General features: G+C 47.5%; 23 protein-coding genes. 7 read left to right on the top strand and 16 right to left on the bottom strand.

Translation table 11 applies throughout. The features are described from left to right. Window positions 1-14: 14 nt before the first annotated feature. From J5W02_RS11325 to dinB, 11 genes are all read right to left on the bottom strand, one after another. Window positions 15-1,196 (bottom strand): glycosyltransferase, encoded by a 1,182-nt coding sequence (locus tag J5W02_RS11325; protein WP_219965798.1) that lies wholly within the window; start codon window positions 1,194-1,196, stop codon window positions 15-17. Continuing rightward, window positions 1,193-2,413, bottom strand: coding sequence for a glycosyltransferase (locus J5W02_RS11320; protein ID WP_219965797.1), 1,221 nt, complete (start codon window positions 2,411-2,413; stop codon window positions 1,193-1,195). The genes J5W02_RS11325 and J5W02_RS11320 overlap by 4 nt, the downstream gene beginning before the upstream one ends. Next, entirely contained in the window at window positions 2,410-3,939 is a 1,530-nt protein-coding gene (locus J5W02_RS11315; protein ID WP_219965796.1) for an O-antigen polysaccharide polymerase Wzy family protein, read from the bottom strand. The genes J5W02_RS11320 and J5W02_RS11315 overlap by 4 nt, the downstream gene beginning before the upstream one ends. Before the next feature lie 60 nt (window positions 3,940-3,999). Continuing rightward, window positions 4,000-5,760 carry an Rqc2 family fibronectin-binding protein gene (locus tag J5W02_RS11310; protein WP_219965795.1) on the bottom strand — a complete coding sequence of 587 codons (1,761 nt, stop codon included), beginning with the start codon at window positions 5,758-5,760 and terminating at the stop codon, window positions 4,000-4,002. A gap of 24 nt (window positions 5,761-5,784) precedes the next feature. Further along, the gene (locus J5W02_RS11305; protein ID WP_219965794.1) at window positions 5,785-6,555 is read right to left on the bottom strand and encodes a Nif3-like dinuclear metal center hexameric protein; all 771 of its coding nucleotides are present in this window, start codon (window positions 6,553-6,555) and stop codon (window positions 5,785-5,787) included. A gap of 1 nt (window position 6,556) precedes the next feature. Next, window positions 6,557-7,255 (bottom strand): class I SAM-dependent methyltransferase, encoded by a 699-nt coding sequence (locus tag J5W02_RS11300; RefSeq protein WP_255575709.1) that lies wholly within the window; start codon window positions 7,253-7,255, stop codon window positions 6,557-6,559. Then, window positions 7,256-8,521, bottom strand: coding sequence for an MFS transporter (locus J5W02_RS11295; RefSeq protein WP_219965793.1), 1,266 nt, complete (start codon window positions 8,519-8,521; stop codon window positions 7,256-7,258). A gap of 107 nt (window positions 8,522-8,628) precedes the next feature. Next, window positions 8,629-8,832: a DUF1858 domain-containing protein gene (locus J5W02_RS11290; RefSeq protein ID WP_219965792.1), complete on the bottom strand. Its 204-nt coding sequence runs from the start codon at window positions 8,830-8,832 to the stop codon at window positions 8,629-8,631. A gap of 144 nt (window positions 8,833-8,976) precedes the next feature. Beyond that, complete coding sequence (locus tag J5W02_RS11285; protein ID WP_038323857.1) at window positions 8,977-9,252, bottom strand: zinc-ribbon domain containing protein; 276 nt, start codon at window positions 9,250-9,252, stop codon at window positions 8,977-8,979. 115 nt (window positions 9,253-9,367) lie between these two features. After that, window positions 9,368-9,961, bottom strand: a complete 594-nt coding sequence (locus J5W02_RS11280; RefSeq protein WP_255575708.1) for a sigma-70 family RNA polymerase sigma factor — start codon at window positions 9,959-9,961, stop codon at window positions 9,368-9,370. 245 nt (window positions 9,962-10,206) lie between these two features. Continuing rightward, a complete protein-coding gene (gene dinB, locus J5W02_RS11275; protein ID WP_219965790.1) occupies window positions 10,207-11,421 on the bottom strand; it encodes a DNA polymerase IV in 1,215 nt (404 codons plus the stop codon). Between the two features lie 199 nt (window positions 11,422-11,620). Between dinB and J5W02_RS11270 the strand changes: the two genes are divergently transcribed. Further along, window positions 11,621-13,153 carry a YifB family Mg chelatase-like AAA ATPase gene (locus J5W02_RS11270; protein ID WP_219965912.1) on the top strand — a complete coding sequence of 511 codons (1,533 nt, stop codon included), beginning with the start codon at window positions 11,621-11,623 and terminating at the stop codon, window positions 13,151-13,153. 53 nt (window positions 13,154-13,206) lie between these two features. Here J5W02_RS11270 and J5W02_RS11265 read toward each other — a convergent pair whose 3' ends face one another. The 4 genes from J5W02_RS11265 to J5W02_RS11250 form a co-directional block, all read right to left on the bottom strand. Continuing rightward, entirely contained in the window at window positions 13,207-15,336 is a 2,130-nt protein-coding gene (locus J5W02_RS11265) for a methyl-accepting chemotaxis protein (protein ID WP_219965789.1), read from the bottom strand. A gap of 176 nt (window positions 15,337-15,512) precedes the next feature. Continuing rightward, window positions 15,513-16,589: a protein-glutamate methylesterase/protein-glutamine glutaminase gene (locus J5W02_RS11260; protein WP_255575707.1), complete on the bottom strand. Its 1,077-nt coding sequence runs from the start codon at window positions 16,587-16,589 to the stop codon at window positions 15,513-15,515. Then, a complete protein-coding gene (locus J5W02_RS11255) occupies window positions 16,552-17,364 on the bottom strand; it encodes a CheR family methyltransferase (RefSeq protein ID WP_219965788.1) in 813 nt (270 codons plus the stop codon). The genes J5W02_RS11260 and J5W02_RS11255 overlap by 38 nt, the downstream gene beginning before the upstream one ends. 32 nt (window positions 17,365-17,396) lie before the next feature. Continuing rightward, window positions 17,397-19,490 carry a chemotaxis protein CheA gene (locus tag J5W02_RS11250; RefSeq protein ID WP_219965787.1) on the bottom strand — a complete coding sequence of 698 codons (2,094 nt, stop codon included), beginning with the start codon at window positions 19,488-19,490 and terminating at the stop codon, window positions 17,397-17,399. A gap of 91 nt (window positions 19,491-19,581) precedes the next feature. On the opposite strand from J5W02_RS11250, the gene J5W02_RS11245 reads away from it, so the two are divergent. The 6 genes from J5W02_RS11245 to J5W02_RS11220 all read left to right on the top strand — a co-directional run bounded on the left by J5W02_RS11245 (window position 19,582) and on the right by J5W02_RS11220 (window position 24,585). Continuing rightward, window positions 19,582-21,012: a hypothetical protein gene (locus J5W02_RS11245; RefSeq protein ID WP_219965786.1), complete on the top strand. Its 1,431-nt coding sequence runs from the start codon at window positions 19,582-19,584 to the stop codon at window positions 21,010-21,012. Then, window positions 20,999-21,328 (top strand): EscU/YscU/HrcU family type III secretion system export apparatus switch protein, encoded by a 330-nt coding sequence (locus J5W02_RS11240; RefSeq protein WP_219965785.1) that lies wholly within the window; start codon window positions 20,999-21,001, stop codon window positions 21,326-21,328. Before J5W02_RS11245 ends, J5W02_RS11240 begins: the two co-directional genes overlap by 14 nt. 170 nt (window positions 21,329-21,498) lie before the next feature. Continuing rightward, the gene (locus J5W02_RS11235) at window positions 21,499-21,996 is read left to right on the top strand and encodes a chemotaxis protein CheW (RefSeq protein ID WP_219965784.1); all 498 of its coding nucleotides are present in this window, start codon (window positions 21,499-21,501) and stop codon (window positions 21,994-21,996) included. 35 nt (window positions 21,997-22,031) lie between these two features. Then, on the top strand, window positions 22,032-22,685 hold the full coding sequence (locus J5W02_RS11230; RefSeq protein WP_219965783.1) for a PilZ domain-containing protein: 654 nt from the start codon (window positions 22,032-22,034) through the stop codon (window positions 22,683-22,685). Between the two features lie 37 nt (window positions 22,686-22,722). After that, window positions 22,723-23,232 (top strand): chemotaxis protein CheW, encoded by a 510-nt coding sequence (locus tag J5W02_RS11225; protein WP_219965782.1) that lies wholly within the window; start codon window positions 22,723-22,725, stop codon window positions 23,230-23,232. Between the two features lie 27 nt (window positions 23,233-23,259). Beyond that, window positions 23,260-24,585 carry a methyl-accepting chemotaxis protein gene (locus J5W02_RS11220; protein WP_219965781.1) on the top strand — a complete coding sequence of 442 codons (1,326 nt, stop codon included), beginning with the start codon at window positions 23,260-23,262 and terminating at the stop codon, window positions 24,583-24,585. Between the two features lie 74 nt (window positions 24,586-24,659). Here the strand turns inward: J5W02_RS11220 and J5W02_RS11215 are convergent, their stop codons facing one another. Then, window positions 24,660-25,775, bottom strand: a complete 1,116-nt coding sequence (locus J5W02_RS11215; protein ID WP_219965780.1) for an HD-GYP domain-containing protein — start codon at window positions 25,773-25,775, stop codon at window positions 24,660-24,662. Window positions 25,776-25,942: the final 167 nt, after the last annotated feature.

Raw genomic sequence — 25,942 nt, 5'->3', positions numbered from 1 at the left:
CCAAATATCTTTGATCAGTCTATGTTCACTGAAGCTTTGGCAAAATCAAGCACTTGCTTCATAATGATTTTCCAGTCGTAGTTTTTCTCCGCAAACTCACGTTCCTTCTGCGCAATGGACGAATCCTTTCGGCATTTCTGAACAAATGCAATCACTTGGTTCATATCGACCGTCGTCCCGTCGTTCGGCAGCTTAAGTGCAAACGGAGTATCGGTTCCAAGCTTTGCATCGTCATATGCGTACAGGAATGGCAGTGCAGCGGCGCTGTATTCACGGGCCTTTAAAGAGAAGCAGGCGGTCAGCCCCCGGCGGTAACAACCAAGCGAGGAAACGCCCACGTCCACCGTCCGGTAGATATCCAAAAGCTCTTTTCCCTTTTTAAAGCCGCAGAACGTCACGTCTTCGGTCAGGCCAAGTCTGTCCACCAGCGCACGGAATTCCGGCATTTCAGTGGCGTCGCCGCCGACCAAAACAAATTTCAATGCCGGCGCGCCGTCCGGTTTTTTCTTTTTATACTCGCTCATTCCCTTTAGAACCCGGTCATAACCCTGCCACCACAGGGTACCGGCAACCCCGAGAAATACGATGTCCTTATGGAGATCGCCGCAGTGCGGAACGGGCGTGATTCCGTCAATATTGATACCGTTGTCCCCGTTCATCGCTTTGACTCCGAAAAACGAGTCCGCCTGATTCCCGTAAAGTACCACCGCGTCGACATACTGCTTCAGCTTTCTGCCGGACAGACGGTCGTCCGCTACCGTCACGGCCACCTTCGCCGCTGTCACGGCACGGGTTTTGAGCGTTTTGGCATATTGAATATTGCGGATATAATCCGTCAGATAAGGATAATTCGGAATTTCAACCACAATGGTTTTTACCTGATTGTCCCTTGCGGCCCTGCAAATCCGCAGCATGTCGAAGCTGATGCGGTCAAGGCGCAAATAGAGGACTTCGAAGCGGTTTTTTTGCAGATACTCATACGCAATCCGCGTAAGCTGCTTCATGATTCCTTTGGAAGAGTCGAAACTGCGTTTCAACGGCTCGGCGCCAAAGAACTGAAATGTGTTTCCCTGCCACATGGAGTAGGTTACCTCGTAACCCAGCTTTTCAAATGCGCCGACCTGGCCCTCAATTTTATTCTTTACACCCAGATACAGCGGAGCATCCTCCTGAAAAGTAAGATACATCAGTTTCATTGACTGATCTCCTTATAAAAGTTCTGGTAGTTCTTTTGTGCACTGAATTTTTCGGCCCAAATTCTGCGCGCGTTCCGGCACAGACGGCTGTAATCCTCGTCTGAAAGCTCTTTCAGCTCTCTTAATCTGGACATCAGCTCCTGAGGTAAAAAATCCGGCGGAAGCAGATACCCGTTTTCCCCGCTGCAAACCGCTTCCCGGGTACCGCCGACATCCGTGGCAATGACAGGAACGCCGAAGGAGCTGACTTCCATGATGGAAACCGGGATTCCTTCGCTGGCGCTCACATTGACAAAGGCTGAGAGATCATTGCCGCGATAGTAATCCATAATAGCAGCATTGTCCATCTGGCCTTTCCACTCTGTTCGGACACAGTCCGGAAGCTTTGATGCCATTTCCTCGATTTCCCCTCGCAGGGGTCCCGAACCGATATGCGTCCATAAAATAGGAAAGTCCGCTTGTTCCAGAGCCTGCACGATCAGATGCAGACGTTTGACCGGGGCTATGAAAGAACAGGAGACGATATGCAGTTCCTCTCCCCTGCTGCCGTGCTTTTCGCCGTGATCGGCTGTTCCCAGAAAAGCGGGAGCAATTTTTTCGGCGTACCGGAGATACTGCTTTTGAAGATACTCCGCGCCGGACGCGGAACAGGGAAGTACTCTGTCAACCCTGCTCAGCAAAAATTCCCTCATCGGAAGGTAGTTCAGCTTTGCAAACTCGCTGTAAAGATCAAAACGGTGAGCCCGGGAAACCTGTTTTACCTTTTTTCCCTGCCGCCTTAAATCCGCAGCAAGGAGAGCGCCAGCGGCGGCGGCGTCATACAGCCAGTAACTGTAAATGGTTACATCGTCGGCACCGGAAAGTTCGGACAGCTTAGAGAGCGCCGCATAAATCTCATATGCACGCTTCATAAAGAAAAGCATTTCATGCGCCTTTTCGGTCGTAAACACCCCGGTCTTCATCATGGTAAACAGTTCCTTTTGAACAAAGGGTTTCAGAAGCAGGCCTGCGTAAGCCGACTTCGCGAGCGGAGCCGTCCTGAGCGGTACACAGGAGATAAAATCAGGCAGTTTCTTGGTAACAGCGGAGTCCGGTTTGAGGTTGCACGGACAAATTAAAACCCGGTCATATCCACTGATATAATTGATTTCGTTGAGCAAAAACTCTTCCCCGTTGTCGTACGGGAAGGAGGTGGTAAGCAGCAAAAGCAGTTTCATGGCTGTTCCTCCCATGTTAACCATCCGCCCCGGGCATGGGTAAGCGAACGCGCGTGCGTCCCTTTCGCAATCAGCAGCGCCGCAACGTAAATTGCCACAAAGAAGCAGATATAAGTAATGTTGAAAACCTCCGTTACCCACAGAAACGCAAAATTGCGCGGCAGATACACGAAATTCTTGAGGGCGATCAATCCGAACGCGATCGTTACCCAGGAGTGGGTCAGCAAGGTTGAGAAAAAGCGGAAAATAATTCCGACCATTGCACTGACCAGAACAACACCCAGAATACCGTATGCCACATAGGCTTCCGCAACATAGGAGGTGCCGAAACCACCGCCGCTCAAATAACGGGCCGGGTCGACCATAAAGGTCAGGGCATGTCCGAAATTATGGGTGGTACGGACGAATTCGGTGTTCTGTATCTCAATAATCGGCGTAAGCCCAAATAACGTTTTGGTCACGACATTGTTGTGGACAAACAGCTCAAACGGATAAAACAGATAAGAATGTACGACGGAGGGATTGAACAGGTCAATGTGGTTGACCGTCTGAACAATGACACGGAAACTCGCGCCCTGAGAATCCAGAAAGCTGACCAGCATTTCCCCCAGGCCTCTGTCCGTATTCAGCCCCGCACGGATCAGTGCAAGAAGCTGAAGAAAATACATGGAAACTACACCCAATATACCCGCGTAAGCGACCGTTCTTTTTTTCAGGACTCTTTTTTCTTTGTCCAGTAAAGCGTCCCGCATGACAAAATAGGCAATCAGCATCAGCGCTTCCGTCACCATCGTGTTTCTGCGCCCTGTCAGAAGGGACGCAAGCATATAGGTTCCGTAAACGGCAAGGGGCAGTTTGATCTGTTTTTTATTGGGTAATGTCCCCAGAAACACGGCAAAGGCCGGAACAAAGAACATGGAAAGGCGGCTGATAGAGGACGGAATACTGGACGTGTTGGTATAGGAGCTGAGATACCCGTTTCTCAGTACGGTCAGGCCCGTAGTCAGAAGAATATAGAAAAACGGGATTGAGCTGATATACAGAACAACCACGCTGATTTGCCGAACAATCGGATTCAGGTCATTTTTGCTGACCGCATGAAGTCCATTCGTCCGTACGACCGATTCTCTTCTGTAAAAAAACGGCCCCATGGCACGGTAAGCCCCATAAACGCATAGAAGTGACAGCGCGACAATCTGGAGAGACTGAAAAAGCTTTGGAAAATCGTCGGCTTCCAATAGAATAAGCAGTTTGTGGTGATAACCGAACCAGGAGGTATAAACGCGCCCCAAAAGCAGGACGTTAAAAGCTCCCACAAAGATCAATAACGCAAAATCGCGCCTGATATGGGCTACCAGGCTGCAGATAATCGCAATATTCATCATGATGATGGCAAAAAACAGGACGTCAACAGCCGCCTCATTTTCCCCGAAGACATTCATAAGGTTGGCGGCAAACATCAATATAACGGTAAGTCCGAAAAGGACGGTATCTCTCAAAAAATCGGATGTTTTTATTTTTAGCATCGGCACACTTCCCAAACATATTATTGGTTATTATAACATGAAACTCATATTTTTACCAATTTAATTTGATTTGCGGCTGTCTGTAAATGCAGCATCCGGGGCTACATAAATCGTTTTGTAGTTTACATAAATGACCATTCCGGGCTTGGCTCCCTGCGGCTTGCTGACATTGCGTACCTCCGTATAATCCACTGGGACTTTGGAAGAATCCTTGCCCCTGCTGTGGAAAGCCGCCAGCATGGCTGCTTCATAAAGCGCGGTTTCCGTCACCGCGCGTCCCTGTGTCGAAATGATGGTATGGGAGCCGGGAATGTTTTTTGTATGAAGCCAGATATCGTTGTTATTGGCCTGTTTCATCGTCAGATAGTCGTTCTGACGGTTATTGCGGCCGACCAGAATCGAAAAGCCGTCGGAGGAAACGAACTCCATGGGGCCCATGGACGCGGGCTGTTTCTGGCGGCCTTTCGGCGCGCGGATATAGCCCTGATCGATCAGCTCGGCGCGAATTTCGGAAAGGTCGCGCTCCGTAGCCGCCCGACTGAGCTCTTCAAATACGGTATCAATATAGCTGAGCTCCTGCTGGGCCTGTTCGATCTGAGTGGTCAGCATTTCCTCGGCGGTACGAGCCTTGCGATACTCTTTATAATACTTCTGCGCATTCTGGGAAGCGGACAGCGCGGGGTTCAGTTTCACTTTGAGCAGAGCCAGATTCTCATCGTAAAAATTCTGCAGCTCAACAACCGCAGAGCCCTTAGGAATGTTGTACAGATTGGCGTTAATTAGGTCACCGCAGATGCGCAGATCGTCACGCTCCGCGCAGTGCGCAAGCTCCGCGCGCTGAACGTTCACCTTGCGGCTGAGACGGTCGGAGGTGGTTGTCAGAATCCGCAGTAAATCCTGTGAACGTACGCGCATACGGTCAATGCGGTCGCGTTCGTCGTAAAACGCATCCAGCAGAACGGAAAAATTGTCGTACGGTTTCACAACCGCCGTCAGACCGTACTGCTCAATATTCATAAAGGAAAAATCCATTGGTTTTTGAGCGGGGTTTACCACCATATGCGGTTTTCCGTCCACATTTTTAACAGTATCCGCTATTCTGCCCAAAAAGAAAGCCAAACGTTCCCACTGCTGTGAAGACATTGATTTTGTGGTGACGTCGTTTCCGTGGCCGGTCAGGTGCTCCAGCTCCCGGCAGACAATCGGAGAAACACCCTGCAGCGTACTCAAAATTGCTTTGGAAAGTTCCATATCCGAAGGAATCCGCTGAATTCTGTCAACCATTTCCGGAACGGAGGCAGTTAGCAGGCAAAGTTTGTCCTGCGGCGGCGGAAGCTGATACGTCAGTCCCGGCAGCACCAGACGCTCGGAAGACATTTCCGCGTCCACCCGTTTTAGCGCGTCAATGATCTTTCCTGCTTCATCTACGAAAATAATATTGCTGTACCGTCCCATGATCTCCATGACGAGGGTCAGACGGATTTCGTCGCCCAGTTCGTTGACCGCGTCAAAGTCGAGGCAGAGCATCCGCTCCAGCCCGGGCTGGCGCACAGCGGCAAGCCGGGCACCGGAAAGCTTTTTGCGCAGCAGCATGCAGAGCATGGGCGGCACCTTCGGATTTTCCGGAACAAAGCGAGTAAAATGGATTCTTGCGCTGTTTGCCCGTGCAGACATCAGAAGCTTATAGGTTTCCCGGTAGCTGCGCAGGGAAAGAACCATTTCCTCCTTGTTCGGCTGATAAATCTTATCAACCTTTGCGCCGATTGCGCTTTCTTCGATTTCTTTTTTAATATGATGTAAAAACGCTCCGTCAAGAGCCATTGAGATACCTCCCGTATATGCACATTACAGATATTTTGCCGGGCTGTGCATTCGCTTTGATTCAAAAAAGGCTGCGTCTGGAAACTTCATTTTCAGTTTCACCGCAAGCGGTAAAATCACAGGACTTTCCGTATAAAAATGCCCCGCGTCAACCAGAGTCATCCCCATATTTTCGGCATCAAGCAGAATGTTGTGCTTGCTTTCTCCGGTTACAAACGCCTGACAGCCGGCCTGCGCCGCCGCGTATACCAAATCGGCACCGCCTCCGCTGCACAAACCGACACGGGTGATCGCACGTTTTCCGTCCGTAAAGCGCAGTCCGTCGCAGCCCAGCGCTTCTTTGACGAACCGTGCGAAATCCTCCGGTAGCATTTCGCTAGTGGTTTCCCCCTGCAGCGCTTCGGGCAGACCGGAATCCTCATACTCACTGAGCGTCCGGACATTTCGAAGCTTTAGACGCTCCGCCAGACAGGTGTTTACCCCGCCGACAGCCATGTCGAGGTTAGTGTGTGCGCAAATCGCCGCAATCCCGTATTTTGCCAGCAGATAGGGGGCGGAATCAGCGGAAAGGCTTTTCAGCGGATGAAAGATGACCGGATGATGGCTGACGATCAACCCGGCTCCCAGATCATGGGCTTCCTGAACAACCGCGGGTGTAATATCCAGCGACAAAAGCGCCGAAGATACCCGTGCTTCTCTGTTCCCGACCAGCAGGCCGGGATTGTCAAAGCTCATAGCCGTCCGAAACGGCGCAAAATCGTCAATAAAATCATAAACCTCGCCAACGCTGACCATATTACCGCTCCTTTTCCATTTTGATTCTAATCTTTTCCGCTGTATTTTTCAGTGCGGCGGCTTCTTCCAGTTTGCCGGAAATAGAGAGTCCGCCAGCTTTTTTTTCAAGCTGGGTAATCACCTTGCGCATGTATTCGCGGTTGTCCTCCGTTGCGGCGTCGAGCTTCCCGATATAGGGGTAAAGACTGTCCATAATGATTTTTTCGGGCGCATACTGCAGCTGCATAACCGAATAGGCATGACCGTCCTCCACAACCGCCTGCTCCCGCAGAACCGCAAAGCCCCGCTTCGCAAGATACTCCCGCAGCTCCGGAATGGATGTCATCGGCTGTAAAATCAGCCTTTTTTCTTTCTGTCGCAGCCAAAGCGCGTTTTCAATAATCTGTATCATCATTTCACCGCCCATACCGGCGATGACAATATCGTCCGCTTCAACAGAAAAAATTTCTTCCAGTCCGTTTGACAGGCGTGTGGAAACGAGCTCTTCCACACGGTACCGGCGAATATTCTGCTGTGCGGACTGAAGCGGCCCGGGACGGATATCCGCCGCGATAGCACGGGAAACCAGCCCCTGCTTCGCCAGCCAGATCGGCAGGTAAGCGTGGTCGGTGCCGATGTCCGCCAGAGCCATGTTCGGCCGAACCATGGAAGCGCAGAGCTGCAGTCTTCCACCCAGAGTAAACAAAGGATGCAGTCCCAACTACGCACACTCCTTTAATGAAATTTCGTTTACCAGCTTCATCGCCTGTCTGCACGCGGCTATGGTTCCTATCTGCGATAACGTAAGAATCACAAGTGAAACCGACAGCCAGACCGTACTGCCCGCGCTGAGCCAATCCATCAGCATAATAATAAAAATGCCGATACACCTTCCGGTAGCCAGAAACAGTTCCTTTTGAGCAAAAAGCTCCGGCCGCAGGCCTTCCGCCCCCGGCAAAACCTGTACCGCGTCAAGAAACGCCCCGCACGACGAGTTGACTATAAATCCCGAAAAGAAAGAGTTGACCACCGTATAGGCAATCAAAATCATCGGATTCATCGTCAGACAACTGATCATTCCGAAAATGAAAAGGGCGCAAACGGCTGCCGTCATATAATGAATCCGGTTGGGCCCTTTCATTCTTTTGCTGATAATCAGAAACGAAATAACCGCCACCAAAGACGATAAAAAAGTATTGAAGCCAACCAGAACTTCACTTTGAATCATCCGATAAAGCAAGATACTTAAAATAAAACTGAAAGCGCCTTCCCGGATTCCCTTGCATCCTTCGCTCAAAAGTCCAAAAAGAAGCGCCCGGTTCTTTAGCACGAACCGAATAGCCTCTTTATGCCGAACCTGCTTATCCTGATTCTGTGGCTTGGGCAGGCGCATGGCACCGACCGCGGTAAGGATCGCGATTGCAAACGCCAGCCCAAACACCGTATTGTATCCTGTGATGCCGCCGAGACCGGAAATCACGGCGCCGGCCAGAAAAGGAACGACGGAATTGACCACCGAGGTAATGATGCTGATAATGGCCATACCGCTGTCGCGGTTGCCCAAATCAGTGAACTCCGTGAACAGCTGAGAGTAACTCAGCCAGTAAAACGCACTGGCAAGTCCACTTGTACTACCTAGCAACACAACATAATCCGCCGCACGCGTATTGAAAATAATCAGCTGCAGATACAGGATGCAGAAACCCAGTATTCCCAGCACGGACACAACCCCGGAATGAAAGCGGTGAGAAACCGCCGCCGAAAAAAACATTCCCACTGCCGTACCGAAAAAATTCAGGCAGTTATAAATCAGCACAATATTCATGTCCCCCGTCTGGCTCATCAAAAAGGTATTGATAAAAACATTCGGAAGACCGTTAAAGATAATAAATTCCGTGTGAACCAGAAGGAACTGATAATAGGTAGCTCCAAGCGATTCCCCGTTTACGGCTTTGCGCAGATAGTCGGCAAAAGATATTTTCGGCATAATTTCCCTACACTTAAGAGCCGCCCGGCAACTTGATTGCCGGGCGGCCTCATTTTAATTCGTAATCATGTTTTGGTCACAAATTGACAGCAGGATCAATTGCTGCATTATTTTGATGCGATGTGATCGTTCAGTTTCTTCACCAGAGTGTCCGGGTCTACACCGTGAACCATGCAGGCTTGTTCAAGAGTTTCTCCGCGGGATGAGGGACATCCCAGACAATGCATACCCATTTCCAGAAAATAGGGCGCAGTCGTTTCGTCAATATCAAGAATATCACCAATAATGGTATCTTTTGTTATAACAGCCATTGTTAGAATCCTCCAGATTAATATAGATTTCTCCTATATTATAATACCCGTGTCCAAGCTTTGCAATACCTTTCTATTTTAGACAAAAATAAAATACCCCGGAAATTAATCCGGGGTACCTGGTCACGAATAAGGAATCTATGCTTATTCTTCCCTCATCTTTGCAAAGCACTCGCTGCAATATACAGGACGGTCTTCACGTGGCTTAAAGGGGACCTTTGCTTCTTTGCCGCAGCTTGCGCAGATAGCGGTATACATTTCACGCTCTGGCTTAGCAGCATTTTTACGAGCATCGCGGCAGGCTTTGCATCTCTGGGGCTCGTTTACGAAACCCTTGGAAGCATAGAATTCCTGCTCACCGGCGGTGAATACAAATTCAGCGCCACATTCCTTGCAGATGAGAGTCTTGTCTTCGTACATTTAATTTACCTCGCTTTGGATAAAGATATTTGCCCATAGACGGATTTGCACCGACGCCTTTGATTACCAACGCTCTACTTAAGCTACCTGGGCATATGAAATTAATATAACTAAACTAAAGCAACTGTTTTAATTTCAGCCGAACCCGCTGCAGAGCATTATCGACTGCTTTTGAGGATACGCTGAGTTTCACCGCTATATCGTGGTAACTGCAGCCGCCCAAATAAAGCATCAGCACCTGCTGTTCCAGCTTTGAAAGCAGCTGTTTCATCCGCAGCTGCATCGCCGCGTAGCTTTCGCTGTCCAGCAGCACGGTTTCAGGGTCCGAGGCGCAATCAGTCATAATCATGTGCGTACCGTCGTCACTGAGAGAAACAAAATTATTAAGTGGAAGATTTTTACGGCTAGCCGCCGTGCGGTAAGCCATAATAATCCGATTATTGATACAAATACCGGCATATGTTTTAAAGCCAGCCTTACCGGCTGAGTCATAAGTACGCGCTGCGCTCAAAAGGCCCAAAAGCCCTTCCTGACACAGATCGTCGGCTTCCAGCATTGCGCAGCGAAACGGCGCCGCCTTCACACGAATCAGTGACATATAACGCGCGGTAAGTTCAACAAAAGCATCTGAATTTCCGCTGCTCACAAGGCAGGCAAGCTGACTGTCGGTATAATCTGCCATTTTATTAAAATGGTTGTTATCAACCAAGCCCAACACCTCATGGCTCACATTAAACTTTAATCCTGTATATATCATACCTCATTGTATCTATTAAGTCAACAAATATTTTGCTTTTGAAGCTAAATATTTGTTTTATTTAGTTAAATTTTATAAAATTATCTATTCTGTCATACAATGTCGAATATGGTGTTTGCTTCCTTTCTTCGCTGAAGATTCACAAACACTTTTTTTATTATAGCACAGGAATTTCGAAACATCCAGAAAAATCATATTTACTTTTGGTCCCCATGACCCGTGGGAAGAGGCAGCTTTTCCATCAGCGCGGCGCGCTTTACAGAAGCTTTTCCGTATTTATTTCTGACATGCTCCAGACGGCTTTCCAACTGTTCCATTTTTTCATCGCGCAGGGCACTGTGAAACAGGGACGTCTGCTGCGTTTCCGACTCCGGCAGAAGAGAAAATCCACTGATGCCGAGCGCGCGCACGGGGCAGGCCCAGCAATAGCTTTTCCGAAACATTTCTTTCGCCGCCAGTGCCAGATCCATCGTCAGCCTTGTCGGAATCTCCAACTGCATCTGATGCTGGGAAACATGAAGGCGGTTGTCTTTAATGGTAAGTTGGATGCCTGAAGCGACCACACCGGCCGACCGCATGCGAAAGGAAATTTTTTCTGCCAGATACAGCAATATCGGCCAGATCTCGTCCATGTCAAACAAATCATGTACACAAGTAATACTGTTGCCAATACTTTTTGGAATCTCCGAAACCTCTCCGGCACTAACTTCAGAATTATCCAGGCCGTTCGCGTTTTTCCACATTTCATATCCCATTTTTCCAAAAGAAGAACGAATATATTTGGAATCGGTGCCCGCAAGATCCCCTATTGTTTTGATTCCCATAGAATTCAGATGTTTGCCCGTTACCTTGCCTACACCCAGAAGTGAGTCCGCGGACAGAGGCCAGACTTTCTCCCTGAAATTTTCCCGGGTGATTACGGTGGTTGCGTCCGGTTTTTTTAAATCACTGCCGAGTTTCGCAAAAATTTTATTGAAGCTGACGCCTACGGAAACGCTCAGCCCCAATTCCGATTTGGTTCTTGCGCGGATCTGATCCGCCATTTCCGGCCCGCTCCCGAACAAGCGGGTGCTGCCGGTCACATCCAGCCAGCACTCGTCGATACTGAACGGTTCCACCTGATTTGTATAACTGAGATAAATCTGCTTAACCATATCCGAAAAATAAAGATACCGGTCAAAATGAGGAGGAACGATCAACAGATCCGGGCATTTTTTCTTCGCCTGCCAAACAGGCTCCGCTGTTTTGATTCCAAAGCTTTTTGCCAGCTCATTTTTAGCCAGCACAATTCCGTGGCGGTCTTCTACGCTTCCGCAGACCGCAACAGCTTTTCCGCAGAGTTCAGGATGATCCCGGCATTCCACGGACGCGAAAAAATTATTCAGATCACAGTGTAAAATAACCCGCTCCATACTGCAGCCCTCCGCATACCGGTTTTATGATTCCCTGTTTCCAAGAGAAATGATTGCTCCGTGAAAGAACAAATGTTCTTATTTATTATATACCGGGCAATGCATTTTGTAAAGCTGTTATTTAATCACAAGGTAAGAATTGCCAACACGATTCGACAGGAGTATAATGATTTTAAAAGAAATAAGGAGGGCAATGGGAATGGTATCACGTTCCTACAGCATGGGGCTGTATGGTCTGGACTCCTTTGTTGTGGCTGTGGAAGCCGACATCAGTGTCGGCCTGCCGGCGTTCGATGTGGTGGGGCTGCCGGACGCAGCTGTGAGAGAATCCCGCGACAGAGTACGCTCAGCAATGAAAAACTGCGGGTTTCAGTTTCCCGTACATAAAATAACGGTCAATCTTGGCCCTGCGGACAAACGCAAGGAAGGGCCGATTTACGACCTACCCCTTTTTGTTGCGCTGATGAAAGCAAGCGGTCAGCTGGATGCAGAAATTGAAGACAGCGTCTTTATCGGTGAGCTGTCTCTTACGGGAGAAGTGCGGCCCGTGAAAGGCGTCCTTCCCATGGCAATCAGAGCAAAAGAGGCCGGTTTCCAAAAGCTTTATGTGCCGGAAGGAAACGTCTCTGAAGGCGTGGTCGTGGAAGGGATCTCCGTATATCCGGTCAAGGATCTTTCAACCCTGATGAAACACTTCTGCGGCAGTGAAGAAATTCCTGCGGCCACGGAAATAGCGGCAGCGTTTACTAGTCAGGCTCCTTTGCCGGACTTTTCGGAAGTACGGGGGCAAAACGAGGCGAAACGAGCCTTGGAAATCGCCGCGGCAGGCGGTCACAACGTCCTGCTCATCGGCCCGCCGGGTTCCGGAAAAAGTATGCTTGCGAAACGGATTCCCTCCATTCTTCCCGACATGACGTTTGATGAGACCATTGAATCCACGAAAATCCACTCTATTGCCGGGACTTTGCCGGACGGCGCCTCCTTAATCACATCTCGCCCGTTTCGTTCCCCTCATCACACAGTATCGCCCGCCGGACTGTCCGGCGGCGGAAATGTCCCCCACCCAGGTGAAATTTCACTGGCCCACAACGGGGTTCTGTTTCTGGACGAGCTTCCCGAATTTTCCCGCGGTGCGATGGAAGTTCTGCGCCAGCCGATTGAGGACGGCAAAGTGACGATTTCACGCGTAAACGGAACCATATCCTACCCCAGCGCCGTGATGCTGGTAGCGGCGATGAATCCGTGCCCGTGCGGTTACTTCGGGCACCCGACCAAACCATGCACCTGTTCCGCCAACGCGGTAAATCGCTATCTTTCCAGAGTGTCCGGCCCGCTGTTGGACAGGCTGGATCTGCACATAGAGGTGCCGCCGGTGGAATTTGACGAAATCAGCTCTCAGGACAAAGCGGAAAGCTCTGCGGCAATTAAGAGCCGTGTAAATGCTGCCAGAAAGCTTCAGAATGAACGTTTTAAAGGTACCTCCGTCACCTGCAACGCCAGAATCACACCGGATATGCTTCACGAAGTGTGTCGGCTGAGCGAATCAGGGCGCGAACTGCTGAAAAAAGCATTTGAAAAGCTCGGCCTTTCAGCAAGAGCATATGACCGGATTCTAAAAGTATCTCGCACAATCGCGGATTTGGACCAAAGTGAAGGAATTGAACCACGGCATGTTGCCGAAGCAGTTCAATACCGCAGCCTTGACCGAAAATACTGGACAAAAGAGCTCTGAGAAGAAAGAAACCCTGCGGCCGATTGGGCTGCAGGGTTTCTTTGATCGATTAGTTAATATTTACTGTTCTGCCCACTTTCAGGAACGGATTCCGCAGCATACTGTGAGGGCCTATCTCCCTCATCCTTATCGTCCGAAACATTTCCGGCGGAATCTTTCAACTTCAGGAAGGACAGCAATTCTTTGAGCTTTTGCGCCTGTCCGCTCATTTCCTCGCTGGTTGCCGCACTTTCTTCAGCGGTAGCGGAGTTTGTTTGCACCACAGCGGAAATTTGGTCAATACCGAGTGTGATCTGATTGATGGAGGACGCCTGACCCTCCGACGATTTTGAAATCTCGCCGATTAAATCAGTGGTCTTTTTTGCGCCATCAATAATCCGGTTTAGAGATTTAGCGGTTTCATCCGCAATTTTTGTTCCGTTTTCGACCGCCTTAATAGAGCTTTCTATCAGGCTTGTCGTATTTTTTGCCGCTTCCGCACTCTTGCTCGCAAGATTGCGAACCTCGTCCGCAACAACGGCAAATCCCTTGCCCGCGGCTCCTGCCCTAGCCGCTTCTACGGCGGCGTTCAGCGCAAGGATATTAGTCTGGAAAGCAATATCTTCAATTGTTTTGATGATTTTTTCGATTTCCTTTGAAGTTTCCGTAATCTCCGCCATGGCCTCGACCATCTTCTGCATGTGTTCGTTTCCGGCTTCCACTTCGCTGGAAGCATCCAGTGACAACTGGCTTGCAAGGCGGGAATTGTTGGCATTCTTATTGACCTCTCCTGCAATTTCCGTAATAGAAGCCGATAACTGCTGAATGGAACTCGCCTGCTCTGTAGCGCCCTGTGAAAGCGCCTGTGCGGCGGAGGAAACCTGACTGGAACCATTGGCCACCTGATCCGCCGAACGGTTAATATCGGAGTAGGTATTGTTCATATTGTCAATAATGGCGTTCAGAGACGTTTTGATGGATACAAAATCACCCTTGTAATCTTCCATTACTTGAATGGTGCAGTCGCCCATGGACAGACTGTCCAAAACAACGGCGATTTCACCTATGTAACCGGTCAATGTATCAATTGTAGCGGAAAAAGTCTCCGCAAGGGTTCCGATTTCATTTCTGGTGTTAATCACCGGAACTTCGGAGTGAAGGTCGCCCTCCGACAGCTTTTCAATCCGCTGAACAAGGCTTTCGACCGGCTTGGCAATCGGAGCCGCAATTCTGAAAGCAATCAGGATGGACAAAAAGATGAAAAGAATCATCAATCCGGCTATAATAGCAACAGCGAAATAGCAGCTGCTCATCATTTCGTTGACATTGGCGCAAACGGCCATGGACCAGCCGTCCGTATCACGGATGGGAGCGTAAGCAACCAACTGTTTTTTGCCGTTTAAAGAAACAGTAACGCTTCCCGATGAACCCGAAATCATTTTTTCCACCAGGGAAGCCGCATCCGCGTAAGAACTGTCCTCTTTGGCTTTGTTGATGTAGTTAAAAAAGCCGTAAACGTTTTTCCTGTCTTTATGAGCTATGACCGTACCCTTTCTGTCAACAATAAATCCGTATCCAGTTTTTCCAACAGAAATATTGTCAATCATTTGGCTGAAAGCGTCGCTTCCCAAAGATGCATAGACAACTCCATCATTGCTTCTGCCGCTATTTACTTTGGCTGCAACATAGAGCACAACGCTGGAATCAGCGTTTAGAGTGGGGCTGGAAACATAAGTCACACCGCTGCGGGCTATCTGGAAAAATTCATTGCTGCTGATATCGGTGCCGTCCATTGTCTTTCCGCTAAAATCCGCAAGGCTCACATTGGTGAAACCATATATCTGACCCAGCGATTTCAAAGCAGTTTTTTTGTCCAAATCGGAAATTTTCGGATCCGTAATTTGTTGATTGGCCGCAATGGTCTCTATCTTCAGCTTATAAACCTCAATTGCCTTCTGTACAGCAGAATTATAAGCGACTGAGTTCGCATTTACCAAAGAAACCATATTGCTGCTGGAATTTGAGTAAAGCAGAAATCCGCTCGTCACACCGCAAACGATGCTGATTGCAATTGCCAAACTCAACATTGCGAAGAGGAGAGTTTGTTTCAGACTTGTCTTTTTCCTCACTTTAACCTTTTTCTCTTTGATCTTTTTCTCTTTGATCTTTTTCTCTTTGATCTTTTTTTTTCTTTCCTTTTTCACTTATACCACGTACCCTTCTAAAGTGCTTTTCTGGAGTGCTTTTCGCTACAACTCAAGCACGAAAAGTAACGCATTCTCACACACGACCACAATCAAAGAATGCTTTCCCCTGCTATGTATATCGACAGTGTTCCGCAAAATTTAATCATTTTAGACAAATATTTTCACTAAAGATATTATTTATTTAATCTTTGGATAATCAATCTGGCAATAGAAGAACACGGCACCTGTTTTTCAACCGCGCCGATTTCAAACGCCACCATTGGCATTCCGTAGACAACAGAGGACTGTTTGTCCTGCCCAATGGTAAAAGCGCCCTTTTGCCGCAGTTCCAAAAGTCCGTTGGCTCCGTCCCTGCCCATACCGGTCAGAATAATTCCCATGGCGTCTTTGCCGGCCGTCCTTGCCACGGAACGGAACAAAACATCCACCGACGGACAATGCCCACTGACCTTTTCTCCGGCGGCACATTTCACATAATATCCCTTAAAATCCTTTTCAAGGGTCATATGTTTGTCCCCGGCGGCAACCAACGCCTGTCCCTGCACCACACGGTCACCGTCCGCGGCCTCCTGAACCGTGAATTTGCAGATTTTATTGAGCCTGTCCGCATACATTTTCGTGAAACCCGCGGGCATATGCTGTACCACCAGGATGCCAGGAATGTCGGCGGGAAGCTGCTGCAAAATTTCGGCAGTCGCCTCTGTGCCGCCCGTAGAAGCGCCAATAGCGATAATATGCTCGGACGATTCCTTCCCCGACAGAACAAGCGGAAGGGAGGCAATTGCGGCAATGGACGGCTTGTTTTTTTTCACTTTTGCAGAAGAAGCAATCTTGATCTTCACACACAATTCCTGACAGAAAATTGAAAAATCGTTGCTGTCACGCAGATTCGGCTTCAGTACAAAGTCAACCGCGCCAGCGCTTAAAGCTTCAAAAATCCCAATATTCAGCGAGCTGACCAGAACCACCGGCACCGGGTAGTCCGGAATCAGCTTTTTTAAAAAGTCTGTCCCCCGCATACCCGGCATTTCCACGTCCATGGTAACCACGTCCGGGGACAACTCTTTTATTTTTTTCTCTGCATCGATCACATTGGCCGCGCTTCCGACAATTTCGATTGTCGCGTCGCTCAGGAGTGCTTTTTGCAGCGCTGTTCTGAAAAAGAGAGAATCATCCACAATGAGAACCCTGATTCTGTGATTCATCGGCATATCATGATAATCCTTTCTGATAGACTGACGGTTCAACATATAAGAATTTTGAGGTATCTCTCTGTACTGTTTCGGAATGTCCAATAAACAGATAACCGCCCGGCTTCAACACCTCATAAAACTTGTTTATCAGCGCGTTTTTAGTCGGCTGGTCAAAGTAAATCATGACATTTCTGCAAAAAATCAAGTCAAACTGCTGCCGAAAGGAGAACGGTTCCATAAGGTTCAGCCGCTTAAAAAAGACTTGATTCCTGACTTCTTCCTTTAATTCAAAAAGGTTTTCTCCCCTATTGATAAAATACCTTTGTTCCCATACCTTTGGAATATCCTTAAGAGATTCCGCGCCGTACAGTCCGTGCGTAGCCGCTTCCATGGCCTTCAGCGAAATATCCGTCGCAAGAATTCTAAAATCCCAGCTTGTCCTTTTCAGTCCGAAGTAGTCCATCATGGTCATGATGGCGGTATAAGCTTCTTCTCCGGAAGAACACCCTGCGCTCCAGATGCGGATGTCCCTGCGGCTGTTAATCTTTTCCTGTCTGGGCAGTATCGTGTTTTTCAGGAACTCAAAATGTGCGGGTTCCCTATAAAAATAAGTGTGATTTGTTGTCAGCTTATTGAGCATTGCAGTAATTTCATCGGATTTGTTTTGTTTGACAAGCTCGAAATAATCCGTAAAACTCTTGAATCCTTTTTCAACTAAAACGGTCTGCATTCTGGACTCAATCAGCTGTCTTTTATTTGTAAGATTAATACCGTAATTACTCTTTATGTAGGTTACGATATCCATGAATTCTTTATCGGTCAAACGTATCATCGTTTTCCTCCGCGAATTTTGTATCTGCTGCGTCAGTTATTGTTGTAGAGGTTGAGAATATCCAGAATCAGACTGATGCTGCCGTCACCCAGAATGGCACAGCCGGTGATTCCGGTTTCCTTTACGTTGTATTGGTTGAGATACATTGGAAGCGATTTTACAACCACCTGCTGTTCACCCAGAAGCGCGTCCGCAAAAAGGCAGTATGCCTTTTCGTGAGTCTCCACCAAAATCACGATTCCGGCGCTGATGTCAGTCGTTTCGGTCTCTATTCCAAAAATCTTGTGCAGCCGGAGAACCGGATAATACTGGTTCCGGACCATAATGATCTCATTCATATCGGTGTCGAAGTGAATACTGGACTGGTCTACCTTGAAAGACTGACGGATATTGTTGATCGGAATGGTAAAAACCGTTTCGCCGACAGAGATTTTCATTCCGTTGACAATCGCGAGTGTCAGTGGAATTTTGAAGAGGATCTTTGTGCCTTTGCCAACTTCACTGATTAAGGAAACGTCGCCGCCGACCTTCTCCACATTCTTTTTCACGACATCCATCCCAACACCTCTGCCGGAAAATTCCGTTACGACCTCATTTGTAGAAAATCCGGGCATCAGAAGGAAATTATAGATTTCTCTTGTTGAATACTCGTTTTCCGGCTTCTTTAAAAGGCCCTGTCTTTTCGCCTTCTGCAGCACGGATTGTTTGTCGATTCCCTTGCCGTCGTCCTGTACCGAAATCAGAATCTCTCCGCCGGTATTCTGTGCGGAAAGCGTAATCGTACCTCTCGGTGATTTGCTTGTTTGCTCGCGTTCCTCTTTGGTTTCGATTCCATGATCCATCGCATTGCGGACCAGATGCATGATCGGGTCGCCGATATTGTCGATAATGGTCTTGTCCACTTCGGTCTCCTCGCCGACCATGACCAGCTGAACGTCCTTATCGAGCTTTTTGCTCATATCGCGCACAATGCGGTTCATTTTCTGGAATACACCGGAAATCGGAACCATTCGGATGGACATGACAATTTCCTGCAGTTCGTCCGTCAGTTTGCGCAGCTGGCGGGAAGCCTTGGTGAAATTGCTGTCCACTCCCGCGCTGCTCTGTGCGGAAGGCACCGTAGTCACCATGGATTCTGTAATAACGATTTCGCCCATCAGATCCATCAGGTTGTCCAGTTTGGAAAGATTGACGTTGATTAGATTTTGCTTCACCGCGCCGTGATTGGCACCCGGAGTTTCCTGTCCGGGACGCGGACTCTCGCCGGCAGAGGTTTTTTCAGCAGATTCTGCTTTAGCCGCATTTTCCGCTTGGTCTAAAACAGTATAATTTTTGGTGTAAACAAAATTTTCAATCACCTTCAGCACACTCGCCAAGCCCTGCTGCTCTTTAAAGGAAATAAGAAAGCCATTTTTGATAATCTCTTCCGCGCTGCCGGGATTGGTGTCAATGTCCTTTGGCAGATAGCGAATGTCCTGATAAATGTCTCTAACGGCGTTGACCAGCATGACAGCGCGAAGATTTTCCATTTCCGTATCTTCGTCAAAAAACACCTTTACCGAATAAGGATAGTCGGGGTCTGCCTTGGCGGAAACGGCAGACGACTGTACCATCTTTGTGAGTTTCTCCGCGGGGACAGGTTGGGTCGGAGCCGCAGGGGTTTGTTCAGCAGTCTGAACGGGAGCCTGGGCCTGTGGCGGAACGTCGCTCTGCTCCGATTCTTTTGACGAAATCTTTTTAAGAAAATCATTAATTTCCTGCTCAAAAGTGCCGATATCTGTTGTGAGCGGTTCGTTATTTTCCACTTTGGATATTTCGTCCTTAATGAAGTCGCTGGAACGGAACATCAGTTCAAAAAGTTCCGCATTGTACTTTTCATCAATTCCGTTTTCGCGTACATAGTAGAACAAATCCTCTGCCTTATGCGAAATCGTCATAAGGCTGTTAAACTGCATCATAGCAGAAGAGCCTTTAATGGTATGCATGATTCTGAAAATTTCATTAATGCTGTCCGTATCGAAAGCATTCGCTTTTTCACAGTTAATCAGAATTTCATCAAGATGCTCAAGCAGGTCGTTTGCTTCAAATAAATAAACTTCCAGCATGGATTCCATATTGTTGTCCATTAATATTTCACCGCCTAATAATACTTTGTATTATATATATCGTAACAAATTTTATAAAATTAACGTCAATTTATATTTTCGAGGTGATTTTATGCCCGATAACCTGAGAATTACGACACCAGTTCCAACAAACGAAAGTATCCCAAAAATTTCTTCACCAAAACATCCGGAATCCATGATTCCGATCGACCCCACCAAGGTGCTTCAGCCGAACACCGACAAGCAGGGAAACCAGAATAGCAATTTTGATCTGCTTCTGAATCGGAATTCCGTTTTCAGCAAATTTCTGGAGCAACTGGGCGGAACCCCCGCACTCTCTCAAACCCTGCAGAAAATTGTATTTGAAACCTTCAGCCGCTCGGAAAATATTCACGATAACAGACCTCTCTCTATGCTGATGAAGCAGTTCTCCGCCGCGATGAAAATGGAGCCGGCGGATATCTTAAAGAATCTCATGTTTCAGGGCAGCAACCACACGAAATTTTCCGGCCCCGTTTTCGATGTTCTGAGGAATCTGATAAATGAATATCCGGACAAAAATCTGGAAAAGCCTCTGGCTGATTTTTTGAAAGCATATGACGGATATTTTTCAACTGCGGAAACCACGTCGGCAATAGCCAAAAACCTGAACACCCTCATTCACCAAATTCCCGGTTCCTTCGGCAGGCAGCTGCAGGCGCTGGCGGATGAACTGATGAGCAGCCAGCCTGTCATCAATCTGGACAGCAACCTCATCCTGCTGAAGGAGAAAATTATTCCTCTGTTAAGCAAATATGTAGCATCCACCAACGATTTTGGCACGGCAAGGGATACCATCACCCTGCTGGTTCATAATATTGCCCGCCTGAACACCAGCTCGCATCAGGAGGTGGTGGACAAACTGACTTCGCTTCTCGACTACTGCAAATACGAATTGAACCTTCCCAATGACAAGATGGATCAGATCAGGGCGATGTTCCTGAAAACCGTCACGGCCGCCGCCCAAAAACCCGAAAACCAGCTTTACGATTCCATGATGAAGGTACTTTCCGAAAATCTGAACCAGTCATCTTCCGGGGTAACCCAGTCACTTTATAAGGATACGGTTCTGTCGCTGCTTCTGGACAACAGTGTCTATATGCCTTTTACCCATCTGCTGCTTCCGGTCAATTTTAACGGCCAGTTCCTGTTCTCTGAAATCTGGATAGAAAAAGACGAGGAAAATGAAAAGCACTCCGCAAAAAGAAGCGCTGTAAGCGGACCGAAACCAGTCCGCCTGTACCTGTCTTTCGATATTAAGGCACTGGGAAATTTTGAAGCGTCCATTGTTTTGACTGAGGGACGGGCCGATGTTCAGATGAGCTGTCCCCCTTCCCTGATGAAAAACAGCCGGGAAATCGGCAGCTGCATTTCCGAAATATTTTCCAGAAACGGCCTGAACATACAGAATCTTGAATTTTTACCGGAAAACAGTCCGGGCATAACAAAACAGATTTTAAGCAGAATCTACGAAAGGAAGAATGTTATCGATGTCTCAGTATGACCGGCCAAACCAAGCCGCAGCCTTACGGTATTCGCAGGACTCCGCCCACAGCGCGCCGGTTGTCGTCGCTTCCGGCTCCGGTTATGTGGCGGAAAAAATCATAGACATTGCTCAGGAAACCGGGGTGCCGGTTTACCATGACGATTCCCTCGCGTCCCTGCTGTCACAGCTGGAAGCGGGAACCGAAGTTCCGCCGGAGCTTTATCAGGCAATTGTAGACATTTATGTATATTTTTTAAACTATGCCGCGGAAAAGAACCCAAAGGAAGCTTCCGCCGTGCAGAACGCTCCCGTATCCCCAGCACAGAAAAGCTGAGAAAAACATATATTTTCTTGTCCGTGATACTAATTATTTTAAAATTAAGCCGATATATATTTATAGGTTTTATTATGTGACTTGATTATTCTGTGCTGACAAAATAATGCCGGAATTGGCAGCACAAAACTATCTTACCGAAACGGCAGCGGTAGAAATGGTGAAATAGTATGGCAGAACAAACAGCATTAAAAAACAGCACATCGGCCAGTGAAAACGATACAACGGAAAAATATCTGACCTTTTTTATTGAAGGGCAGCTGTTCGCAATCCCGAGCAGCCAGGTGGTTGAAATCATCCGTATGCAGCCCATTACTTTTATTCCCAAATTGCCGCCTTATGTCATTGGCGTGATTAATTTGAGAGGGAAAATAGTTCCGTTGTTGGATATAAGGCTGAAATTTAACAAAGACCCGAAGGAATATGACGACCACACCAGCATTATTGTGGCGGAAACCGGTGACTTAAGCATCGGATTTATCGTTGACAGCGTAAATGACGTTACCAATGTTTCTAAAAATCAAATCAGTGACACTCCCAGATTTGCCAGAGACACAACAAATCATTATGTTAAAGGAATTGCCACACTGAACGAGAATGCGGTAATGCTTCTGGATATTGCAAAAATCCTTTCCGAGGGAGAAGAAGTCCAACTCCCCGTTAAGTAATTTTGCCCAATATCTTTTGTTTGGAGGTACTTCCCATGTATCCGCTTTCTGAACATTATCTGCAGTCGCCCTGCGAAGTGAAAACCCTGACAAACGAACTGCTCACAACCGGTGCCATCAGTGAGGTTCTTCAGGCATCTGTAAAAATTCACAACAACTTTGACATCCTACCGATTTTACACTGCAATATGCAGGTGAAACTCAATATTTACAACGAAACCTCAGGCTTTAAAGTGCTGATCGGGAAAGTTTTTCTTTCCACCCCGGAAATGATGCAGATTACAGATTTGCAGGCTCTGGCTGAATTTGAAAAAAGAAGCTTTTTCCGTCTGAAGGTCTCTATCCACACACAGGCGTCTCTGCTTCAGGAGGATTCTGTGTCTGAGGAAGAAGAGCAGCGCTCGTTTGACATTACTGTAACGGATCTGAGCTTGAACGGTTTGTTTATCAGAACAACAGAATATCTGGATCTCGGTCAGTCCTTTATCATTATGCTGAATCTATATGATATGGATATCCCATTTTGCTGTCAGGTACAGCGAGTAAATACGGTCGATGATTTTTATAACGGGTATGGCTGTTCCTTTCTTGACAATTCAACCCGTCAGTTTGATCTGCTGAGTAAATTTATTTTCGAAAAACAGAGGGAACAAATTAAAAACTCTCGTGAGGAAAAAAGCGGGCAGTAGCAGAATTTTACTATATTTTGATAATAGGGTGATAAAAATGGAGAATGAAAAAAATCTGGTATTAACGGACGAAGAAATTGACACTAACGAAATGAAGGGAAAGTATCTGACTTTCTGGACGGATCATCAGCTGTTCGGCGTTCCGATTTCAGACGTCGTTCAGATCATCGGCAAACAGGAAATCACCCCGATTCCCGATTCCCCCAGCTATGCCAAGGGAGTGATTAATCTTCGCGGTGACATCATCCCCGTGATTGATGTCCGCCTGAGATTTAAAAAAGAAGAAGTGGAATACGACGAGCACACCTGCATCATCGTAACAAAAATTGAAGATAACCATATTGGTTTCATCGTGGATTCCGTTGATGAAGTCACAAACATCAACGATGAGAATATTTCACCCGCCCCAAGGATGTCCAAGGACCGTGCCACTGCGTATCTGACCGGGATCGGCAAGGTGGAAAATAAGGTTGTCATGCTCCTGGACACCAGCAAGATCCTGAATGAAGAGGAAATTGAAATTGTAAGCAATGCTGCTAAAGCATAAAAATCAATAAAGGAGAACCATTAAAAAATGCAATTGGACAACATAAAAATTTCTAAGAAACTGATGTTTTCGTTCATTGCGGTAACCGTGCTTTCCGTTGTCTGCAGCGGAGCCGCGGTTTATCTGTACTTAAAATCCACCACTCTTTTCCCCGTGGCAATCGTATTGCTTTTGGTGGCCGTTTTCACATCAATCCTTGTCGGGAAACTCACTTCAGCCAGGATTCGCCGCCCGCTTTTGGAAATAACGCAGGTTGCGGAGCAGATGGCTCAGGGCAATCTGAATGTAGATATTCAGTATGAATCCAAAAATGAAATCGGAAAGCTTGCAAAGGCCTTTTCCGATACCATCTCGGAACTGAAGCAATACATCAGTGAAATTACGGGCGTTTTGGACGAAATGGCAGACGGCAATTTCGACACCCAGATCTCCCATGATTTTCAGGGCGATTTTGCGGAAATTAGAACGGCGCTTGAGAACATTTCCTCCAAACTGAACACCTATATGGTTCAGATTGACCGTTCTGCCGATCAGGTTACCGGCGGTTCCGTACAGGTTGCCAGCGCGGCACAGGCTTTGGCACAGGGCGCTACCGAGCAGGCCAGCTCCATCCAGGAGCTTTCGGCCTCTATCACTGAGATTTCTGAGCAGGTAAATCAGAACGCCGCCAACGCGGCCGAAGCGAACCGGGCCTCTGCCGAAGCGGAAAATAAGATTCAGGGCGTTTCCGATGAAATGAACCGGATGCTGCAGGCAATGAGCGAAATCAGCGAGTCCTCCACCAAAATCAGCAACATCATTAAAACGATTGACGATATTGCACGCCAGACCAACATTCTAGCCTTAAACGCCGCCGTAGAAGCGGCACGCGCGGGTGCTGCCGGAAAAGGCTTCGCGGTTGTTGCCGACGAAGTCAGAAATCTGGCCAGCAAAAGTGCGGACGCTGCCAAAGACACCACGGCTTTGATTGAAAATTCTCTGCTGGCCGTGGAAAAAGGCAAAAAGATTACGGATGCTACCGCCGCAACTCTGAATGATGTTATTCAGGCAACGCTGAAATCAACCAATCTGATTACCAGCATTTCAGAAGCTTCCAACGCACAGGCAACCGCAATCAGCCAGGTTACTCTGGGTGTCGATCAGATTTCCGCCGTTGTTCAGACCAATTCAGCTACCGCGGAACAGAGCGCGGCTGCAAGTGAGGAAATGTCCAGCCACGCAAAGAATCTGAAAAAACTGGTTCATCAGTTCCACGTTAAAAGCGATACAGACAGCGAAGTTCCGGAAACAGACGACGAAGAACCGGTCATGGGTATTGCTGTCGGGCAGGACTTCTCCGCGTCCAAATATTAAGCGTTAAAATTGCTAATGACCAGGGAGGGCATAAGACCTAAGTCTTATGCCCTCCCTTACTTTTCTATTCAATATTAATGATTTTCCACCGTCTTAACATCGCAGATATTTTCAATTACAATATTCTGTACGTCACGCTGCATGCACAGATCCAACAGTACGTCCGGCTGATTGAAAAGACGGATCACCGGTCTGGACGGATTATAGTCGTTCTGTTTGACAATAATGGCAAGCTCACCGTTGCTCAGCCTGACACATGACCCGATCGGATAAGGGGCTACTTTGTTCAGGAACGCCCGGACAATGGCAATATCAAACGAAATACCGCTGGACCCCATAATATATTCAATCGCTTCCGCCGGGGTGGATGGTTTTCTGTATGGCCTGATTGAAGTTAATGCATCGTATACGTCGGCCACGGAAATAATCCTTCCGAATAAAGGAATATCGTCACCGGAAAGTCCGTTGGGGTAACCGGTTCCATCGTACTTTTCATGGTGTGTCAGCACACCGCCGCAAATGGCATTATTAGCCAGATTGTGCTTTAAAAAGAATTCCGCTCCCTTAACGGGATGCTGTTTGACAATACTGAATTCCTCTAAAGTCAGCTTGGCTGGTTTGGCAATAATGGAGATGGGGACCGCCATTTTACCAATATCGTGCAGCAGGGCACAGAGCCCCAAATCATACAAGTCCTGCGTCTTCAATCCTAACTCCAATCCAATGGCAATGGAGAGGATGGAAACGCCAAGAGAATGGTTATATGTATAATCGTCATACATTTTCAGGTTGGCAATACTGATTTTTGCTTCTATGTTGCATCTCAGTGAATTGACCAGCTTTTTGGAAATGTTCATTGTCTGATTGATGCTGCTGACATTGATTTTCTGAGCCACCTGATTGAACATATTATATACCTGATGAATACTGGTAAGAGCTTCCTGCCGCAGTTCCCGCTTCACCGGCTGCCGAAAATGCGTTTGTGTAGCCGAGATTGTTTTTTCTTTTTCCTGATTCGTATGAATATATGCGCCTAGGATATCAAACTCATGCAGCTTCTCAATATATGCCTGTGTTAAAATCTGTCCGCACCGCAACATAATAATTTTCGAAGTGATGCTGTTAAACAGATAAATATCTCTGTCCAAGACCATTCCTGCTTTTAGTTTGTCAATCGGAACAAAAGTCATATTACATATCATCCCCTTTGCATCTGCAAATTCATATCAATTTGCATTATTGTCCTTATAATACCATATTACAATATATATCGTCAAAAGGAATCAGATCATTAAAGATATTTTTTGTTCTTTTGCTAATTTTTTATGCTTTTAATACGATATATAAGACAAAGACG

Origin of the sequence: Caproiciproducens faecalis (assembly GCF_019448085.1) — a bacterium.
Taxonomy (GTDB): Bacteria; Bacillota; Clostridia; order Oscillospirales; family Acutalibacteraceae; genus Caproiciproducens; species Caproiciproducens faecalis.
This window is presented reverse-complemented; position numbering and strand designations above follow the sequence as displayed.

Coding starts and splice junctions, on each gene's coding strand:
- J5W02_RS11325 (WP_219965798.1), bottom strand. CDS start 1,196: ATGAAACTGATGTATCTTACTTTTCAGGAGGATGCTCCGCTGTATCTG.
- J5W02_RS11320 (WP_219965797.1), bottom strand. CDS start 2,413: ATGAAACTGCTTTTGCTGCTTACCACCTCCTTCCCGTACGACAACGGG.
- J5W02_RS11315 (WP_219965796.1), bottom strand. CDS start 3,939: ATGCTAAAAATAAAAACATCCGATTTTTTGAGAGATACCGTCCTTTTC.
- J5W02_RS11310 (WP_219965795.1), bottom strand. CDS start 5,760: ATGGCTCTTGACGGAGCGTTTTTACATCATATTAAAAAAGAAATCGAA.
- J5W02_RS11305 (WP_219965794.1), bottom strand. CDS start 6,555: ATGGTCAGCGTTGGCGAGGTTTATGATTTTATTGACGATTTTGCGCCG.
- J5W02_RS11295 (WP_219965793.1), bottom strand. CDS start 8,521: ATGCCGAAAATATCTTTTGCCGACTATCTGCGCAAAGCCGTAAACGGG.
- J5W02_RS11290 (WP_219965792.1), bottom strand. CDS start 8,832: ATGGCTGTTATAACAAAAGATACCATTATTGGTGATATTCTTGATATT.
- J5W02_RS11285 (WP_038323857.1), bottom strand. CDS start 9,252: ATGTACGAAGACAAGACTCTCATCTGCAAGGAATGTGGCGCTGAATTT.
- dinB (WP_219965790.1), bottom strand. CDS start 11,421: ATGGAGCGGGTTATTTTACACTGTGATCTGAATAATTTTTTCGCGTCC.
- J5W02_RS11270 (WP_219965912.1), top strand. CDS start 11,621: ATGGTATCACGTTCCTACAGCATGGGGCTGTATGGTCTGGACTCCTTT.
- J5W02_RS11260 (WP_255575707.1), bottom strand. CDS start 16,589: ATGTTGAACCGTCAGTCTATCAGAAAGGATTATCATGATATGCCGATG.
- J5W02_RS11255 (WP_219965788.1), bottom strand. CDS start 17,364: ATGATACGTTTGACCGATAAAGAATTCATGGATATCGTAACCTACATA.
- J5W02_RS11250 (WP_219965787.1), bottom strand. CDS start 19,490: ATGGACAACAATATGGAATCCATGCTGGAAGTTTATTTATTTGAAGCA.
- J5W02_RS11245 (WP_219965786.1), top strand. CDS start 19,582: ATGCCCGATAACCTGAGAATTACGACACCAGTTCCAACAAACGAAAGT.
- J5W02_RS11240 (WP_219965785.1), top strand. CDS start 20,999: ATGTCTCAGTATGACCGGCCAAACCAAGCCGCAGCCTTACGGTATTCG.
- J5W02_RS11235 (WP_219965784.1), top strand. CDS start 21,499: ATGGCAGAACAAACAGCATTAAAAAACAGCACATCGGCCAGTGAAAAC.
- J5W02_RS11230 (WP_219965783.1), top strand. CDS start 22,032: ATGTATCCGCTTTCTGAACATTATCTGCAGTCGCCCTGCGAAGTGAAA.
- J5W02_RS11225 (WP_219965782.1), top strand. CDS start 22,723: ATGGAGAATGAAAAAAATCTGGTATTAACGGACGAAGAAATTGACACT.
- J5W02_RS11220 (WP_219965781.1), top strand. CDS start 23,260: ATGCAATTGGACAACATAAAAATTTCTAAGAAACTGATGTTTTCGTTC.
- J5W02_RS11215 (WP_219965780.1), bottom strand. CDS start 25,775: ATGACTTTTGTTCCGATTGACAAACTAAAAGCAGGAATGGTCTTGGAC.